Annotated in this window: 14 protein-coding genes; 3 read left to right on the top strand and 11 right to left on the bottom strand. The window is 72.2% G+C overall.

The annotated features are described in order from the left end of the window. Positions 1 to 96: 96 nt before the first annotated feature. Genes RCO28_RS13190 through RCO28_RS13180 form a run of 3 tightly spaced genes read right to left on the bottom strand, consistent with a single transcriptional unit; the run spans position 97 to position 2,236 of the window. Entirely contained in the window at positions 97 to 402 is a 306-nt protein-coding gene (locus tag RCO28_RS13190) for an AzlD domain-containing protein (RefSeq protein WP_308941262.1), read from the bottom strand. Beyond that, complete coding sequence (locus RCO28_RS13185; protein ID WP_308941562.1) at positions 399 to 1,145, bottom strand: AzlC family ABC transporter permease; 747 nt, start codon at positions 1,143 to 1,145, stop codon at positions 399 to 401. The genes RCO28_RS13190 and RCO28_RS13185 overlap by 4 nt, the downstream gene beginning before the upstream one ends. 29 nt (positions 1,146 to 1,174) lie before the next feature. Beyond that, positions 1,175 to 2,236 (bottom strand): AraC family transcriptional regulator, encoded by a 1,062-nt coding sequence (locus RCO28_RS13180; protein ID WP_308941261.1) that lies wholly within the window; start codon positions 2,234 to 2,236, stop codon positions 1,175 to 1,177. Positions 2,237 to 2,355: 119 nt separating this feature from the next. On the opposite strand from RCO28_RS13180, the gene RCO28_RS13175 reads away from it, so the two are divergent. From RCO28_RS13175 to RCO28_RS13165, 3 genes are all read left to right on the top strand, one after another. Beyond that, a complete protein-coding gene (locus tag RCO28_RS13175) occupies positions 2,356 to 7,014 on the top strand; it encodes an ATP-dependent helicase (RefSeq protein ID WP_308941260.1) in 4,659 nt (1,552 codons plus the stop codon). A 78-nt stretch (positions 7,015 to 7,092) separates the two neighbouring features. Next, the gene (locus RCO28_RS13170; RefSeq protein ID WP_308941259.1) at positions 7,093 to 7,929 is read left to right on the top strand and encodes a DNA-formamidopyrimidine glycosylase family protein; all 837 of its coding nucleotides are present in this window, start codon (positions 7,093 to 7,095) and stop codon (positions 7,927 to 7,929) included. Positions 7,930 to 7,960: 31 nt separating this feature from the next. Further along, positions 7,961 to 8,746, top strand: coding sequence for an SDR family NAD(P)-dependent oxidoreductase (locus tag RCO28_RS13165; protein WP_308941258.1), 786 nt, complete (start codon positions 7,961 to 7,963; stop codon positions 8,744 to 8,746). Here RCO28_RS13165 and RCO28_RS13160 read toward each other — a convergent pair. The 8 genes from RCO28_RS13160 to RCO28_RS13125 all read right to left on the bottom strand — a co-directional run bounded on the left by RCO28_RS13160 (position 8,694) and on the right by RCO28_RS13125 (position 17,133). Then, the gene (locus RCO28_RS13160) at positions 8,694 to 9,062 is read right to left on the bottom strand and encodes a hypothetical protein (RefSeq protein WP_308941257.1); all 369 of its coding nucleotides are present in this window, start codon (positions 9,060 to 9,062) and stop codon (positions 8,694 to 8,696) included. The two genes, RCO28_RS13165 and RCO28_RS13160, sit on opposite strands and share 53 nt — an antisense overlap. Before the next feature lie 214 nt (positions 9,063 to 9,276). Then, a complete protein-coding gene (locus tag RCO28_RS13155; RefSeq protein ID WP_308941256.1) occupies positions 9,277 to 9,747 on the bottom strand; it encodes a DNA starvation/stationary phase protection protein in 471 nt (156 codons plus the stop codon). Positions 9,748 to 10,018: 271 nt separating this feature from the next. Then, positions 10,019 to 10,420 (bottom strand): helix-turn-helix transcriptional regulator, encoded by a 402-nt coding sequence (locus RCO28_RS13150; RefSeq protein WP_308941255.1) that lies wholly within the window; start codon positions 10,418 to 10,420, stop codon positions 10,019 to 10,021. Between the two features lie 109 nt (positions 10,421 to 10,529). Then, positions 10,530 to 11,060, bottom strand: a complete 531-nt coding sequence (locus RCO28_RS13145) for a CinA family protein (protein WP_308941254.1) — start codon at positions 11,058 to 11,060, stop codon at positions 10,530 to 10,532. Further along, positions 11,057 to 11,713, bottom strand: a complete 657-nt coding sequence (gene pgsA, locus RCO28_RS13140) for a CDP-diacylglycerol--glycerol-3-phosphate 3-phosphatidyltransferase (RefSeq protein WP_308941253.1) — start codon at positions 11,711 to 11,713, stop codon at positions 11,057 to 11,059. Before pgsA ends, RCO28_RS13145 begins: the two co-directional genes overlap by 4 nt. Continuing rightward, positions 11,710 to 13,182: a 30S ribosomal protein S12 methylthiotransferase RimO gene (gene rimO, locus RCO28_RS13135; protein ID WP_308941252.1), complete on the bottom strand. Its 1,473-nt coding sequence runs from the start codon at positions 13,180 to 13,182 to the stop codon at positions 11,710 to 11,712. Before rimO ends, pgsA begins: the two co-directional genes overlap by 4 nt. A gap of 127 nt (positions 13,183 to 13,309) precedes the next feature. After that, positions 13,310 to 14,149: a RodZ domain-containing protein gene (locus RCO28_RS13130; protein WP_308941561.1), complete on the bottom strand. Its 840-nt coding sequence runs from the start codon at positions 14,147 to 14,149 to the stop codon at positions 13,310 to 13,312. Between the two features lie 248 nt (positions 14,150 to 14,397). After that, positions 14,398 to 17,133: a DNA translocase FtsK gene (locus tag RCO28_RS13125; protein ID WP_308941251.1), complete on the bottom strand. Its 2,736-nt coding sequence runs from the start codon at positions 17,131 to 17,133 to the stop codon at positions 14,398 to 14,400. Positions 17,134 to 17,212: the final 79 nt, after the last annotated feature.

Genomic DNA, 17,212 nt, shown 5'->3' with positions numbered 1-17,212 from the left:
GGACGGGGCGATACGTGAAAACGGGCACTACGCGTGCGTGGTGCCCGTTCTCGCGGCCTACGCGCGCGTGCTGCCCGCCCCGCGTACCGTCCGATGTCAGCCGAGCGCCCGCACCCCCGCGGTGACGACCACGGCAGCCCCGATGATCAACAGGAACGGGGCCCGCAGCAGGAAGGCCACACCGGCCGCGGCGAGACCCGCGGCCTTGGCGTCGAGGACGAGCTGCTGCCCCTCCGCGAACGTCTGCTGCGCCGTGAGGGCGGCCAGGAGCGCCACGGGCAGCAGCGCGGCCAGGCGTTGGACGAGGGGCCGCTCGAGGACTCCGGCGGGCACCAGGAGGCCGAGCAGCTTGACGGCGTAGCAGCCGACGACGGTCAGGGCGATGGCGAGCCAGATGTTCAACGGTCCTCCTTCTCACGGGCACGGATCTTGCGGCCCTCCACGACGAGCACGAGCGGCGCGGCAAGGGCGGCCACCAGGACGGGCACGCCCTCGGGCAGCACGGGGAGCAGCCCGAGGCCGAGGGCGACGGCGAGCAGCGCCACCGCGCGTTCCGTCGTGGAGCGCAGCATCGGCGCGAGCAGGGCGAGGAACGTGGCGGGTCCCGCCGCGTCCAGGCCCCATGCGTCGGTGTCGCCGATGGCCTCGGCGCCGAGACCGCCGAGCAGTGTGGTGAGGTTCCACAACACATAGAGGGTGAGACCGGTGACGGTGAACCCGATGCGGCGGGCGCGCCTGGTCGGCTGGGCCAGCGTCACGGCGGTGGTCTCGTCGATCACCCAGTGCGCGGCGAACGGCCTTACGAAGCGCGGAAGTTGCAGCAGTTGTGAGAGCCGCAACCCGTAGAACGCGTTCCGCACGCCCAGGAAGAAGGCCCCGGCCGCCGCCGTCACCGGATTGCCGCCACCGGCGAGCGCACCGACGAGCGCGAACTGAGAGGCGCCGGTGAAGACAAGAAGGCTCAGGGCGCAGGTCTGAAGAAGGCTGAGGCCGTTGCCGACGGAGGTCACACCGAAGGCGAAGCCGGAGAGCCCGACGGCCACGCCCACACCGAGCGCGTCCCGGACCACGGCGGAGTCCGGCTTCGGCGCGCTCTGGTCGGACGGGACGCCCTGGTCGCCGACGGGGTCGTCCCCGGGACGTATTGCTGCGGATGCTGTCTGTTCTGCCACGCCTAGGAACGTACGGTGAACGGCTCCGCCCGGTCTTGTACGTTCTTGCGCACCGCGCGGTGCCGGTCGATCGGCGACAAGGGGCCGGACCCGGGCGGCGGCTCGGGCACGGTCAGGGGCTCGGACGCGGGCGGAGGCCCGGGCGCGGGCGGAGGCCCGGCCTTCCCGGCCGTGTCGGGCGCGGGCGGAGGCCCTGCCTTCCGCGTCGGCTGGGGCGCGGTCAGCGGTAGGACCCCGCGCTCCCGGCGCTCGCGCTGGTACGCCCCCGGCGGCACCCCGACGATGCGCGTGAAGTGCCGGTTCAAGTGGGGCTGGTCGGTGAACCCCACGGCGGCCGCGGCGTCGGCGGGAGCGGTGCCGGCGTCGAGCAGCGCGCGGGCCCGCCGCACGCGCGCGTTGGTCAGCCAGGTGTGCGGAGGCATCCCGTACTGCTGCTTGAAGGCGCGCAGGAGCGCGAACGGGCTGGTGCCGAGTTCCGCGGCGAGCTCTTCGAGGGCGGGCGGTTCTGCCATCCGGGTCTCAAGGACGTCACGCGCGCGTGCGGCGTTGCGGAAGCCCGCGGAGCGCTGGGTGCGGGCGGGCAGCGAGCTGCCGTACCGGCGCAGCAGCCTGGCCACGAGGATCCGCAGCACGCTGTCGGCCGCGAGCGCGTTGCCCTCCTCGGCGGCCCGGTGCACCTCCCTGATCATCCGCGCGCCGTGCGGGTCGGCCACGTCGACCTCGGCGAAGCCGACGGTGCCGCGCAGGGCGGTCGTCTCGGCGGCGATCTCGGCGACGACCTCCGTGGAGGGGTACAGCGTGGCGTAGGCCCAGCCCTCGGGGACCCCGGCACGTGCCGAGTGCGGCACCTCGGGGTTGATCATCACGAGGCTGCCGGGGGCCGCGTGCACGGTGCGGTCGGGCAGCACGACGTCCTCGACGCCGCCGCTGACCGCTCCGAACACATAGCCCTCGTGGCTGTGCCGGGGGAAGGAGTGCCGGACGTACCGGGCGCGGAGCAGGTCGATGCCCGGCAGCTGCTCGTGCTGCCAGTACCTCGCCCACTCGTCCTCGCCCATCCCCATACCGGCATTCTCCCAAAGCGGCGGCGAGCCCTCCCGCGGCCGGGCGGCCGAACGCCCGAGCCGACCCGCGTTTCCCCAGGTCGGGGCGATTGTCAGTGGGGCGGTGCACGATGGGGAGCATGGCACGGACAGCGCTCGACTCGTTCTCCCCCGCGACCCGCAGCTGGTTCACGGGAGCCTTCTCCGCGCCCACATCCGCCCAGGAGGGCGCTTGGCGGGCGATCGGCGAGGGCTCGGACGTGCTGGTCGTCGCGCCGACGGGCTCGGGCAAGACCCTGGCCGCGTTCCTCTCCGCGCTCGACGGCCTCGCGAGCACGCCGCCGCCCGCGGACCCGAAGAAGCGCTGCCGCGTCCTGTACGTGTCCCCGCTCAAGGCCCTCGCGGTGGACGTGGAGCGCAACCTCCGCTCGCCGCTGACCGGCATCCGGCAGGAGTCCGTGCGCCTCGGCCGGCCCGAGCCCGAGGTGAAGGTCGGCATCCGCTCGGGCGACACCCCGGCCGCCGAGCGCCGCTCCCTCGCCACGAAGCCGCCGGACATCCTCATCACCACGCCCGAGTCGCTGTTCCTGATGCTGACGTCGTCCACGCGCGAGGCCCTCACCGGCATCGAGACGGTCATCCTGGACGAGGTGCACGCCGTCGCGGGCACCAAGCGCGGCGCCCACCTGTCGCTCTCCCTGGAGCGGCTCGACGAACTGCTGCCGCGCCCCGCCCGCCGCATCGGCCTGTCGGCGACGGTGCGCCCGGTGGACGAGGTCGCGCGCTATCTCTCCCCGCAGCGCCGGGTGGAGATCGTGCAGCCGCCGTCGGGCAAGGAGTTCGACCTGTCGGTGGTCGTCCCGGTCGAGGATCTGGGCGAGTTGGGCGGCTCCCCGGCGAGCGACGCGGACGACGCGCAGGGGGAGCGCCCCTCGATCTGGCCGCATGTGGAGGAGCGCATCGCCGACCTGGTGCAGGCACATCGGTCGACGATCGTGTTCGCCAACTCCCGCCGCCTGGCGGAGCGCCTGTGCAACCGCCTCAACGAGATCGCGTACGAGCGGGCCACCGGCGAGCCGCTGCCCGAGGACCACTCGCCCGCCGAGCTGATGGCGGAGTCCGGTGCGGCCAAGGGCGCCCCGCCGGTCCTCGCGCGCGCCCACCACGGGTCGGTGTCCAAGGAGCAGCGCGCCCTCGTCGAGGAGGACCTGAAGGCGGGCAGGCTCCCCGCCGTGGTCGCCACGTCGAGCCTGGAGCTGGGCATCGACATGGGCGCGGTCGACCTCGTCGTGCAGGTCGAGTCGCCGCCGTCGGTCGCCTCGGGCCTGCAGCGCGTGGGCCGCGCCGGACACCAGGTGGGGGCGGTCTCCACGGGCGTGGTGTTCCCGAAGTACCGAGGGGACCTGGTGCAGTCCGCGGTCGTCACCGAGCGGATGCGGTCCGGCGCCATCGAGTCGCTGCGCGTCCCGGCCAACCCGCTGGACGTCCTGGCCCAACAGCTGGTCGCCATGGTCGCGTTGGACACCTGGCAGGTGGACGACCTGCTGGCGACGGTGCGCCGCGCGGCGCCGTTCGCGGCCCTGCCCGAGTCGGCGTTCACGGCCGTCCTGGACATGCTCGCCGGGCGCTATCCCTCGGACGCCTTCGCCGAGCTGCGCCCGCGCGTGGTGTGGGACCGGGTGGCGGGCACGGTCACAGGACGCCCGGGGGCGCAGCGCCTGGCGGTCACGTCGGGCGGCACGATCCCGGACCGCGGCCTGTTCGGGGTGTTCCTCGCCGGTTCGGACCCCAAGAAGGGCGGCGGCCGCGTCGGCGAGCTCGACGAGGAGATGGTGTACGAGTCCCGCGTCGGGGACGTCTTCACCCTCGGCACGAGCTCCTGGCGCATCGAGGACATCACCCGGGACCGCGTCCTGGTCTCCCCCGCCCCCGGAGTGCCGGGCCGGCTGCCGTTCTGGAAGGGCGACCAGCTGGGCCGTCCGCTCGAACTGGGCCGCGCGCTCGGCGCGTTCCTGCGCGAGATCGGCGCCCTCACCGAGGAGGAGGCCCACCACCGCCTGGCCGAGGCGGGCCTGGACCGCTGGGCCGCCGAGAACGTCCTGTCGTATCTGGAAGAGCAGCGCAAGGCCTGCGGCCACGTGCCCGACGACCGCACGATCGTGGTGGAGCGCTTCCGCGACGAGCTGGGTGACTGGCGGATCGTCGTCCACTCCCCCTTCGGCGCCCAGGTGCACGCCCCGTGGGCGCTCGCCCTCGGCGCCAAGCTCACCGAGCGCTTCGGCATGGACGCCCAGGCCATGCACGCCGACGACGGCCTGGTCCTGCGCCTGCCCGACGCCGACCTGATGAGCCTCGACCTGCTCGACCAGGACCCGGCCAAACCCGGCCTGGAGTACGACGACGAGCAGGCACCGGTGAGCGCCGCGGACGTCGCCTTCGACAAGGGCGAGATCGACCAGGTCGTCACGGACCAGGTGGGCGGCTCGGCCCTGTTCGCCTCCCGGTTCCGGGAGTGCGCCGCCCGCGCGCTGCTGCTGCCGCGCCGCAGCCCCGGCAAGCGCACACCCCTGTGGCAGCAGCGCCAGCGCGCCGCCCAACTCCTGGAAGTGGCCAGCGAGTTCGGCTCGTTCCCGATCGTCCTCGAAGCGGTGCGCGAATGCCTCCAGGACGTCTTCGACGTACCGGGCCTGGTCGAGCTGATGGGGGACATCGAGTCCCGCCGCGTCCGCCTGGTCGAGGTCACCACACCGGAGCCCTCCCCCTTCGCCCGCTCCCTGCTCTTCGGTTACGTGGCGCAGTTCCTGTACGAGGGCGACTCCCCGCTCGCCGAACGCCGCGCCGCCGCCCTCTCCCTGGACTCGCGGCTCCTGGCCGAGCTGCTCGGCCAGGCGGAGCTCCGCGAGCTGCTCGACGCGGACGTCCTCACCGAGCTCGAACGCGAGCTGCAGTGGCTCACCGACGACCGCCGCATCAAGGACGTGGAGGGCGTCGCCGACCTGCTCCGCCTCCTCGGCCCGCTCACCGACGCCGAGTTGGCGCTGCGCGGCGCCGAACCCCACTGGGCGGAGGAGCTGGCCGGCGCCCGCCGCGCCATCCGGGTCCGTATCGCGGGCACCGGCCACTGGGCGGCGGTCGAGGACGCGGGCCGCCTGCGCGACGCGCTCGGCACGGCCCTGCCGGTGGGTGTCCCGGAGGCCTTCACCGAGCCGGTCAAGGACCCCCTGGGCGACCTCCTCGCGCGGTTCGCACGCACGCACGGCCCGTTCACCTCCGCCGCGGCCGCCGCCCGCTTCGGCCTCGGCGCCGCCGTCACGGACGGCGCGCTGCACCGACTCGCGGCGGGCGGACGGGTCGTCCAGGGCGAGTTTCACCCTGCGGGCATCGGCCAGGAGTGGTGTGACGCCACGGTCCTGCGCAGGCTCCGCCGCCGCTCCCTCGCCGCGCTCCGGCACGAACTGGAGCCGGTGCCACCGGCCGCGCTCGCCGGCTTCCTGCCCCAGTGGCAGCACGTGGGCAGTCACGGCCTGCGCGGGATCGACGGTTTGGTGCGCGCCATCGAGCAGTTGCAGGGCGCCTCGGTCCCCGCGTCCGCCCTGGAGAAGCTGATCCTGCCGTCCCGCGTGCGCGACTACATCCCGGCGCTCCTTGACGAACTCACCACCACGGGCGAGGTGTTGTGGGCCGGCGCGGGCGCCCTGCCCGGCAAGGACGGCTGGGTCTCCCTCTACCTCGCCGATACCGCGCCCCTGCTGCTCCCCGAACCGCACCCCTTGGAGATCACGGCCCTGCAGGAGTCCGTCCTGACCGCCCTCTCCGGTGGGTACGGACTGTTCTTCCGCCAGATCGCCGACCAGGTCCGCGCCACCACGCACCCCGAAGCCACCGATCCGGAACTGGCGGACGCCATCTGGGAGTTGGCCTGGTCGGGTCGGCTCACCAACGACACCCTCGCCCCCATGCGCTCCCTCCTCGGCTCCGGCCGCACCGCGGGCTCCACGGCACACCGCGCCCGACGCAACGTCCCGCGCGGGCGGTACGGCTCGCTCACAGCCGCCGCCCGCACCGGCGCCCGCCCGGTCTCCCGCACCGGCCCGCCCACGGTCGCGGGCCGCTGGTCGCTGCTCCCCGGCCACGAGCCCGACGCGACCCGGCGCGCGCACGCCCTGGCCCGCACGCTCCTGGACCGGCACGGCGTCGTGACGCGCGGCGCGGTCGGCGCCGAGGGCGTGGAGGGCGGCTTCTCCGCGACGTACCGCGTCCTGTCGGCGTTCGAGGACAGCGGGCAGGCGCGGCGCGGGTACGTGGTGGAGGGCCTGGGCGCCGCACAGTTCGCGATGGACGGCGCGGTGGACCGGCTGCGTGCGGCCGCCAACGCCCGCGACCGCGGCGACGCTCCCGCGGGCACCGAGCGCGCGGTCGTCCTGGCCGCCGCCGACCCCGCCAACGCGTACGGCGCGGCACTCGCCTGGCCCGAGCCACCCACCGGCGCGGGCCACAAACCGGGCCGCAAGGCAGGCTCGCTGGTCGTCCTGGTGGACGGCGAGCTCACGCTGTACATGGAGCGCGGCGGCAAGACCCTGCTCGCCTGGCCCACCGACCCGGAAGACCCCGCCTCCCTCGACGACTCCAGACTTCACGCGGCCACGGAAGCCCTCGCCTCGGCCGCCCGCGCGGGCGCCTTGGGCACGGTCACCGTGGAGCGGATCAACGGGACGGCGGCCCTCACCTCCCCCCACGGCCCCCTCCTGGAGGCCGCAGGTTTCATCGCCACCCCAAGAGGCCTCCGCCTCCGCGCCTGACACCACTCGCCGCCCACCATCAGCCGCCCACCGCCCACCAACAGCCACCCACCACCCCATCCCCTGGATGATGACGACATGCCCGAAGGAGACACGGTCCACCAGGCGGCCCGCCGACTGCACAGTGCACTCGCCGGCGAGGTCCTCACCCGCTCCGACCTGCGCGTCCCCCAATACGCCACCGCAGACCTCACCGGCCGCACGGTCCTGGACGTCACCCCGCGCGGCAAGCACCTGCTGACCCGCATCGAGGGCGGCCTCACCCTGCACTCGCACCTCCGGATGGACGGCTCGTGGAAGGTGTACGCAGCGGGCGAGCGCTGGCGCGGCGGCCCCGCCCACCAGATCCGCGCCATCCTCGGCAACGACCACCACACAGCCGTCGGGTACCGCCTCCCCGTACTGGAACTCCTGCGCACCACCGACGAGAGCCGCGCGGTCGGCCACCTGGGCCCCGACCTGCTCGGCCCCGACTGGGATCCGGACCAGGCCGTGCGCAACCTCCTCGCGGACCCGGCCCGCCCCCTCGGCGACGCCCTGCTCGACCAGCGCAACCTCGCGGGCATCGGCAATGTCTACAAATCGGAGCTCTGCTTCCTGGCCCGCGCCACGCCCTGGCTCCCGGTCGGCGAGCTGCCCGAGGACGTCCCCGTACGCCTGGTGGCCGCGGCGAAGCGGCTCCTGGAGGCCAACCTCGACCGCCCGGACCGCTCCACCACGGGCCGCCGCGACCAGCGCCTTTACGTGTACGGCCGCGCCCCGCGCCCCTGCCTGCGCTGCGGCACCCCGGTGCGCTCGGCCGAACAGGGCGGCGAGAACAACAACCGCGACCGCGTCACCTACTGGTGCGCCACCTGCCAACAGGGCCCCACCCCGGCGCACACCTCCACCACGCAGCCCCACCCCACCAATTGACGCTCCGTCAGATCCTTCGTACCGTCCGACCATGCCGACCTCCGTGCGCACCGCCCAGGACCTGACCGGCCGTACCGCGTTCGTCACGGGCGCCGCGAGCGGAATCGGACGCGCGAGTGCCGTACTGCTCGCCGAAGCAGGCGCCGTCGTGCACTGCGCGGACCGCGACGCCCAGGGCCTGCACGAGACGGCCACCGCCATCAAGAACGCGGGCGGCACGGCCCGTACGCACACGCTCGACGTCTCCGACCGCGCGCAGGTGGAGACGGCGATCAGGACGGCGCAGCAGGAGGACGGCCTGGACGTACTGGCGGCCGTGGCCGGCATCATGCACAGCAGCCCCGTCCTGGAGACCACGGACGCAGACCTGGACCGGGTCCTGGCCATCAACTTCAAGGGCGTTCTGTACGCGTGCCAGGCAGCGGCCCGAGCCATGATCGACGCGGGCCGACCGGGCTCGATCGTCACGATGGCCTCGGGCGCCGTCGACACGGGCGGCCCCGGACTCCTCTGCTACGGCGCCGCCAAGGCCGCGGTCGTCCAGCTCACCAAGACCCTGGCCACCGAGGTCGGCCGGCACGGCATCCGCGTCAACGCCGTCGCACCGGGCTGGATCCGTACGCCCATGACCGAGCGGCGCAACAACGACGAGGAGCAGCTGCACACCGAGGCGCTGATGTCCCGGATGTCGCCGCTCGGCCGGGTCGGTACGCCCGAGGACGTGGCGCACGCCGTGCTGCATCTGGCCTCGGACGCGGCGGCGTTCACGACGGGCCAGATCCTCCGCCCGAACGGCGGCGTCGCCATGCCCTGGTGACCGCCCGCCTGACGTCGCCGCGCAGCCGACCCGCCTCGGCACGCCAGTGCCCGGCCTCGGCCCGCCAGCACGCGGCTTCCTGCCGCGCCCGCCGGCGCGCGCTCACCGCGCGCGTGAACGGCACGGAGTGCACCGGCAGCACGCTCAGCCCCCACCCACCGGCGAAGACCGCACCCTCCACGACTCCCGTACGGCCCGGCGCGAGCACGAGCCGCAGGGCGGCCCACCACCACGCCGCCCCGAGCACCAGCGCCACGGCAACGAGGACCGCACCGCGCAGCGACCTCGCTCCCGCTTCCCGCCCGAGCCACGTCATGGCAGCCTCCTCCGGCCGATGCCGTACCCGCCGCGCGATCACTCGACGGGACGGCGCGCAGGAGACATCAGAAGCATCAGAAGCACAGCAACCCCCCACAAGAACAACGGCGTTCAGCGGCGAACCCGGCCCATCCGGCCGCGGCCCCGCGACCAGCGGCTGACCCGGGACACCCGGGGCACCCGGGACGCCCGGGGAACCCGCCCTCTCGACCTCACCTGTTCTCCGCCTGGAACATCCAGTGATGCTTCTCCAGGTCGGCCGTGATGCCGATGAAGATGTCCTGGCTGACGGGGTCGGCCTCACCAGTCGCGTCGATCCGCTCCCGCATCCGCCCGATCACCGCGCCGAGCGCGTCCACGAGCGTCTGCACGGCGTCCGCGTCCTTGACCCAGCCGTCCGGCACGTCACCGATCCCGCTGCTCTGCGCCACCGTCGCCGACCTGCCGTCCGGCGAGACCCCGAGCGTGGCCGCCCGCTCCGCGACGGTGTCGGAGTGCAGCCGCGCAGTGTCGACGACCTCGTCGAGCTGCAGGTGTACGGAGCGGAACCGGGGGCCGACGACATTCCAGTGCACCTGCTTGGCGACCAGCGACAGATCCACCAGGTCGACCAGGGCGCCCTGCAAGGCTTCGCCGACCGTCTTCAGGTCGGCGTCGGACAACGGGCTCTTCACGACGTACATGCGTGTCCTCCCAGAGGAATCGATGGCACTCGATGGCAGGCGGCCGTCCCCCTCAACCATCCCACAGAGCCCCAAACCCGGGCACTTCGAAGCGAATACCGAGACTCCCCCACAGAGAACGACATCCCACAGAGCACGACTCCCCCACCGAGCACGGCCTCCCCACACAGCACGACGAAGGCCCCGACCGGACAGATCCGGTCGGGGCCTTCGAAGAAGACAGGAGTTCACGCGCTGAGGCCGGAAGAGAAGCCCCAGCCCTGGATCACCCTCAGGCCGCTACGACATCCACAGCTTCCGCGGGTGCCTTGATCGTCACGCGCTCGGGTGGCACACCCGTCACGGACACCGAATTGAGCATGGGACGCACTCCGGCAGGCACAGCAGGCACCGGTTCGCGAACCGGCGCGGACTCGCCCGCGGCAGCCGACTCGGCCAGCTCGGCGAGGGAGAGCTCATCGCTCACTTCCCGCATGAGCTCGGACATCCGTACGTCAAGCGCGTCGCAGATCGCGGAGAGCAGCTCGGAGGAAGCCTCCTTCTGCCCCCGCTCCACCTCGGAGAGATAGCCGAGCGAGACTCGGGCGGACGAGGAGACTTCGCGCAGAGTACGGCCCTGGCGCTGGCGCTGCCGACGCAGCACGTCACCCAGCAGGCGACGGAGCAGAATCATCGGTGGCTCCCTCCTCGGACCGCGTAGCCGCATCCTTCACGCCCCACCGTACCGCCTTGCGCGACGGCCGTGCGGGGAGCGATGTCGTGTTCACTCAGGGCTGCAAACATCAATTCCCCCCGTTCTGTTCCGTATCCTGTGCCCGCTCGTTCGCGATGAGTTCGTCTGCGAGCAGGTCGAGCACGCTCCGTACACTCTCTCTACGGATTTCCGAACGATCGCCGTTCAACCGCAGCGCGACGACTTTGCCGGATACGTCTCCGTCCCGGTGGCCGGGACCGATCACTGCGACATACACCGTTCCGACGGGTTTTCCGTCCTGTGGCTTGGGGCCGGCGACCCCGGTGGTGGCGATCCCCCAGTCCGCGCCGAGCGCCTCGCGCACCCCCCGCGCCATCTGCCGCGCCACGTCGGGATCGACCGCTCCGCGCTCGGCCAGAAGGGCTCCGTCGACACCGAGCACACCCTGCTTGAGTTCCGTCGCGTACGCCGTCACGGAACCGCGGAACGAAGCCGATGCACCCGGCACGGAAGTGAGCTCCGCGGCGACAAGTCCGCCGGTCAGAGACTCAGCGACAGCCAGGGTCCGGCCGCGCCGGGCGAGCAGCCCCAGCACCTCGGCCGCCCTGGAGTCGGTCACGCCGCGTGCTCCTCGGCGGCCTGTCCCTGGCGTCGAAGGACGATCGCCTGCCGGATGTAGTCGAGGCCGGTGGCCACGGTCAGGACGACCGCGAGGGCCATCACCCAGAACCGCAGCGTCGCGAGCGGCCCGGTCAGTGCGAGGACGTACATCCCGACCGCGATGCCCTGCGAGAGCGTCTTCAGCTTGCCGCCGCGACTGGCCGGAATCACGCCGTAGCGGATCACCCAGAAGCGCAGCAGCGTGATGCCGAGTTCCCGGCCGAGGATCACGCCGGTCACCCACCACGGCAGATCGCCGAGCCAGGAGAGACAGATCAGTGCGGCGCCCATGATCGCCTTGTCCGCGATCGGATCGGCGATCTTCCCGAAGTCGGTGACGAGGTTGTACGTACGCGCCAGGTGCCCGTCGAAGACGTCGGTGATCATGGCGATGGCGAACGCGGCCCAGGCGAACGCGCGCCAGGCCGGGTCGTACCCGCCCTCGGCGAGCATCAGCGCGACGAAGACCGGCACGAGCACGAGCCGCACCATCGTCAGGATGTTCGCGATGTTCCACAGGCTGGCCTGATTGACGGCCGCAGCCCCCAGCTTGCCGCCGGGTGCCGGCTGCCGGCCGGTGCCACCCGCCGCCGATGCCGGGACTCCGGTCATCTGCCCGCCTCCTCAGAAACCCGCTCCACCACCAGGTCGACACCCAGAGTTCCGACCACCTTCGCCTCGACCATACGACCGACAGTCAAGCCCGCACCGTCCGCGAACACCACCTGGCCGTCCGTCTCGGGCGCCTGGTGCGCGGCCCGGCCGAAGGCGCCGTCCTCGCCGTCAAGCGACTCCACCAGGACGCTCAGCGTCTGGCCGACGCGCTCCTCGGCCCGCTGCGCCGTCAGCTCCTCGGCCAGCTGCGAGATCCGCGCGAGCCGCTCGGCGACGACGTCCTCGTCCAGCTTGTTCTCGTACGTGGCGGCCTCGGTGCCGTCCTCGTCGGAGTACCCGAAGACGCCGATCGCGTCCAGGCGCGCCCCGTTCAGGAAGCGCTCCAGCTCGGCCACGTCCTCCTCGGTCTCGCCGGGGAAGCCCACGATGAAGTTGGACCGGGCACCGGCCTGCGGGGCCTTGCTCCGGATCTGGTCGAGCAGCTCCAGGAACCGGTCGGTGTCGCCGAAGCGCCGCATCGCGCGCAGCACGCCGGGCGCGGAGTGCTGGAAGGACAGGTCGAAGTAGGGCGCGACCTTCGGGGTCGAGGTCAGCACGTCGATGAGGCCGGGCCGCATCTCGGCGGGCTGGAGGTAGCTGACCCGCACACGCTCGATCCCGTCGACCTCGGCGAGCTCGGGCAGCAGCGACTCGAGCAGCCGGATGTCCCCGAGGTCCTTGCCGTACGAGGTGTTGTTCTCGGAGACCAGCATGATCTCCTTGACGCCCTGCTCGGCGAGCCAGCGCGTCTCGTTGAGTACGTCGCTGGGGCGTCGCGAGATGAATGAGCCGCGGAAGGACGGGATCGCGCAGAACGAGCAGCGGCGGTCACAGCCGGAGGCGAGCTTCACCGAGGCCACCGGCGAGCTGCCCATGCGGCGGCGCAGCGGGGCGCGCGGACCGGACGCCGGAGCCAGTCCTTCCGGCAGGTCTGCGGGCTCGTTCTCGGGCGCCTGGGCGTGCCCGGGCAGCGCCACATCATCGGCGCCGGACTGGCGCTCGACGGGGCTCAGCGGCAGCAGCTTGCGGCGGTCGCGCGGGGCGTGCGCCTCCACGTTGCCGCCGCTGAGGATGGTGTTCAGGCGGCCGGAGATGTCGGAGTAGTCGTCGAAACCGAGCACGCCGTCGGCCTCGGGCAGGGCGTCGGCGAGCTCCTTGCCGTACCGCTCGGCCATGCAGCCCACGGCCACGACGGCCTGGGTCCTGCCGTGATCCTTGAGGTCATTGGCTTCGAGCAGGGCGTCGACGGAGTCCTTCTTGGCGGCGTCGACGAATCCGCAGGTGTTGACCACGGCTACATCGGCGTCCGAGGCGTCCTCGACGAGTTGCCAGCCGTCCGCCTCCAAGCGGCCTGCGAGTTCCTCCGAGTCCACCTCGTTACGGGCGCAGCCAAGAGTGACGAGAGCGACGGTACGGCGTTCGGGCATGGGGTCAAGCGTACTTCGTCCCCACCGGCCGCCCTGCCGCGAGGTTCCCGGCGGTACGCGAGCGGCCCTGCGGCAAGCGCGAGGCCCGGTCCCCAAGGGGAACCGGGCCTCGCGGCGGCGTCCGGGGTCAGCCGACCTCGGGCGCTCCGCCGTTGTCACCGCGGGTGTACGACAGGCGCTCGACCTGGCCGGGCTTGAACTCGTCCTTGACCTCCTTGCCGTTGACGAAGAGCTTGATCGCTCCTGCGTCACCGAGCACGAGGTCGATCTTCTGCTTGTCCGTGAAGGACTTGGACTGGCCCTCCTCGAGCAGGCCGTCGAACATGATCGCGCCGTTGTGGTCCTTCGCCGAGATCCAGCTGCGGCCGTCGTCGGCGGTGACCATCACGGTGACCTTGTCCTTCGGGGCGCCCGCGATCGCGCTGTCCGTCGGGTCCGGCTTGGGGTCGGGCTTGTTGGGGGCGGGCTTCGACTCGGTGTCGCCGCTCGACGGGGAGCCCTCGGCGACCGGGTTCTTCGAACCCTGGCCGTCGCCCCCGCCGTTGAACAGCGTGAAGCCGACGAAGCCGATCACCGCGACGATGGCGGCGACCATGGCCGCGGTCCAGTTGGGCCGCCGCGGTTCGGCCCGGATGCGCTCGGCCTCGAAGAGCGGTGCGGCGGGCGTGGGCTCGGGCCGGCCGCCGTGTTCGGCGTCGTACTGCGCTACCAGTGGTTCGGGGTCGACGCCCACGGCGCGTGCGAGGGTGCGGATGTGGCCGCGCGCGTACACATCGCCGCCGCAGCGGGAGAAGTCCTCCTGCTCGATGGCGTGCACGATCGGGACGCGCACCCGCGTCGCCGCGCTGACTTCTTCGACGGTGCGGCCCGCGTCGATTCTCGCCTGCTGGAGGGCACGGCCGACCGAAGGCCGGTCGTCTTCGTGGATCGAAGGACGGTCTTCTTCAGGAGAGTTGCCGATGGACACGAGGGCGCCTTTCGAGCGTGCAGCCACCTGCTGGACGTTCAGTCTAGGGGGGTTACGAAAGGGTGGGGCAAGCGGGCGGATGCAGTTTGTACGCCATTCGTACGCGATCGGTACGGCCGGTCTCACCAGTGACGAACCGCCGGTAAGGCATCCTTCCGTCTCCCCTCCGACTCTTTCCAACTTGACGTACGGGAAAGGGAAACGGTTGCCTGCCGAATCCTTTCAGTGGAGTCTCGGCTGACGGGTTACTACGGTTGAGCCTCCCCGCGGATCACGGCGAGCACTCCATCCAGTTCGTCAGGCTTCACAAGAACGTCACGCGCCTTGGATCCCTCGCTGGGCCCGACGATGTTCCGCGACTCCATGAGGTCCATCAGGCGGCCCGCCTTCGCGAAGCCCACGCGGAGCTTGCGCTGCAGCATCGAGGTCGACCCGAACTGGGTGGAGACGACCAGCTCGGCCGCCTGGCAGAGCAGGTCGAGGTCGTCGCCGATGTCCTCGTCGATCTCTTTCTTCTGCTTGGTGCCGACGGTGACGTCCTCGCGGAAGACCGGCGCCATCTGATCCTTGCAGTGCTGCACGACCGCGGCGACCTCGGCTTCGGTGACGAAGGCGCCCTGCATCCGCGTCGGCTTGTTCGCCCCCATCGGCAGGAAGAGTCCGTCGCCCTTGCCGATCAGCTTCTCGGCGCCGGGCTGGTCGAGGATGACGCGGCTGTCGGCGAGCGAGGAGGTGGCGAAGGCGAGACGGGACGGCACGTTGGCCTTGATCAGACCGGTGACGACATCGACGGAGGGCCGCTGGGTGGCGAGCACCAGGTGGATGCCGGCGGCCCGCGCGAGCTGCGTGATCCGCACGATCGCGTCCTCGACGTCCCGCGGCGCCACCATCATCAGGTCGGCGAGCTCGTCCACGATCACCAGGAGGTACGGGTACGGCTGCAGCTCGCGCTCACTGCCCGCGGGCGGCTCCACCTTGCCGTTGCGGACGGCCTCGTTGAAGTCGTCGATGTGCCGGAAGCCGTACGCCGCGAGGTCGTCGTAGCGCAGATCCATCTCTCGTACGACCCACTGCAGCGCCTCGGCGGCCCGCTTCGGGTTGGTGATGATCGGGGTGATCAGGTGCGGGATGCCCTCGTACGCGGTGAGCTCCACGCGCTTGGGGTCGACCAGGACCATCCGGACGTCCTCGGGCGTCGCGCGGACCATGATCGAGGTGATCAGGCAGTTGATGCAGGAGGACTTTCCGGAGCCGGTGGCGCCGGCGACGAGGATGTGCGGCATCTTCGCCATGTTCGCCATGACATAGCCGCCCTCGACGTCCTTGCCGAGTGCGACCAGCATCGGGTGGTCGTCCTCGGCGGCGTCGGCGAGGCGCAGCACGTCCCCGAGGTTGACCATCTCGCGGTCGGTGTTGGGGATTTCGATACCGACGGCGGACTTGCCGGGGATGGGGCTGATGATCCGCACGTCCGGCGAGGCCACGGCGTACGCGATGTTCTTCGTCAGGGCCGTGATCTTCTCGACCTTCACGGCGGGGCCGAGCTCGACCTCGTACCGCGTGACGGTCGGGCCGCGGGTGAAGCCGGTGACGGCCGCGTCGACCTTGAACTCGGTGAAGACCGTGGACAGCGACTCCACCACCGCGTCGTTGGCGGCGCTGCGGGACTTGCCGGGGCCGCCGCGGGTCAGCAGGTCGAGGGAGGGCAGTGCGTACGTGATGTCGCCGGAGAGCTGCAACTGCTCGGCGCGCGGCGGCAGATCGCGGGGCGCCGCGGGGGACGACTTGGTGAGGTCGGGGACGGAGCGCTCGCCGGTGTCGGAGTCCTCGGGTACGGGCTTCCGCTCCGTGCGGCGGGCCGTCGGGACCGGCGTCGGCGTGGTCTCCTCGGGGCGCTCGGCGGGTGAGACGCCCTGGGTGAGGTCGGCGACGAGCGGCGAGGGCGGCATGCCGTGCAGGACCGCGCCGTCGAGTGCGGCGGCGGCAGCGGCGGCCACGTCCACGGCGTCCATCGGCTTGTCGAAGTCGGGCTGCGCGCTGGGGCGTCGGGGCCGTCGGCTGCGCTTGCTGAGCGCCTCTTCCTCGGCGTGGTCGGGGTCGTACGCGTCCGGCGGGCTCTGGCGGCCGCGGCGCTTCGACTTGGCGGGCAGGGACTCGCGCCACTGCTCGTCGTAGCGCGCGTCGTCCGCGGTGAACTGCTCGGCGGCGGGCTCGGGTTGGACGATGCCCAGCGTCTCGCCGAGCTGGCGCAGCCGCTGCGGAATGGCGTTCACGGGCGTCGCGGTGACGACGAGCAGGCCGAAGACGGTGAGCAGCACGAGCAGCGGTACGGCGAGGACCTCGCCCATCGCGAAGACCAGTGGCCGGGAGACACCCCAGCCGATCAGCCCGCCCGCGTCCCTTATGGCCTCGATGCCCTCGCCGCGCCCCGGCGACCCGCAGGCCATGTGGACCTGCCCGAGCACGCCGATGACGAGCGCGGACAGGCCGATGACGATCCGCCCGTTGGCGTCGGGCTTCTCGGGGTGGCGGATGAGGCGTACGGCGATGGCGCCGAGCAGCAGCGGTACGAGCAGGTCGAGCCGGCCGAAGGCGCCGGTGACGAGCATCTCGACGAGGTCGCCGACGGGGCCGCGCAGGTTCGACCAGGTGCCGGCCGCGCAGATCAGGGCGAGGCCGAGCAGCAGCAGCGCGAGCCCGTCCTTGCGGTGGGCCGGGTCGAGTCCCTTCGCTCCGCGCCCTATGCCGCGGAACATGGCTCCGACGGCGTGGGCGAGGCCGAGCCAGCAGGCGCGCGCGAACTTGTACACGCCGCCGGTGGGGTTGGGGGCCGGCTTCGGTGCGGGCTTCTTCGCCGCCGCCTTCCTGGCGGGAGCCTTCTTCGCGGGCGCCTTCTTCGCCACGGCCTTCTTAGCCGGAGCCTTCTTGGGGGCGGCCGCCTTCTTCGCGGGCGCCTTCTTGGCTGCGGACGGACGTGAGGCCATGAGGGTGAGGTTACCTGCGCGGGCCACGGCGGACACGTGTGCCCACCGCTTCACCCGTCCGTGTCGCCCTTGCGGGGTC

Origin of the sequence: Streptomyces sp. LHD-70, assembly GCF_031157275.1 — a bacterium.
Lineage (GTDB): Bacteria > Actinomycetota > Actinomycetes > Streptomycetales > Streptomycetaceae > Streptomyces.
This window is presented reverse-complemented; position numbering and strand designations above follow the sequence as displayed.

Coding starts and splice junctions, on each gene's coding strand:
- RCO28_RS13155 (WP_308941256.1), bottom strand. CDS start 9,747: ATGTACGTCGTGAAGAGCCCGTTGTCCGACGCCGACCTGAAGACGGTC.
- RCO28_RS13150 (WP_308941255.1), bottom strand. CDS start 10,420: ATGATTCTGCTCCGTCGCCTGCTGGGTGACGTGCTGCGTCGGCAGCGC.
- RCO28_RS13180 (WP_308941261.1), bottom strand. CDS start 2,236: ATGGGGATGGGCGAGGACGAGTGGGCGAGGTACTGGCAGCACGAGCAG.
- RCO28_RS13125 (WP_308941251.1), bottom strand. CDS start 17,133: ATGGCCTCACGTCCGTCCGCAGCCAAGAAGGCGCCCGCGAAGAAGGCG.
- pgsA (WP_308941253.1), bottom strand. CDS start 11,713: ATGACCGGAGTCCCGGCATCGGCGGCGGGTGGCACCGGCCGGCAGCCG.
- RCO28_RS13170 (WP_308941259.1), top strand. CDS start 7,093: ATGCCCGAAGGAGACACGGTCCACCAGGCGGCCCGCCGACTGCACAGT.
- RCO28_RS13175 (WP_308941260.1), top strand. CDS start 2,356: ATGGCACGGACAGCGCTCGACTCGTTCTCCCCCGCGACCCGCAGCTGG.
- RCO28_RS13165 (WP_308941258.1), top strand. CDS start 7,961: ATGCCGACCTCCGTGCGCACCGCCCAGGACCTGACCGGCCGTACCGCG.
- rimO (WP_308941252.1), bottom strand. CDS start 13,182: ATGCCCGAACGCCGTACCGTCGCTCTCGTCACTCTTGGCTGCGCCCGT.
- RCO28_RS13160 (WP_308941257.1), bottom strand. CDS start 9,062: ATGACGTGGCTCGGGCGGGAAGCGGGAGCGAGGTCGCTGCGCGGTGCG.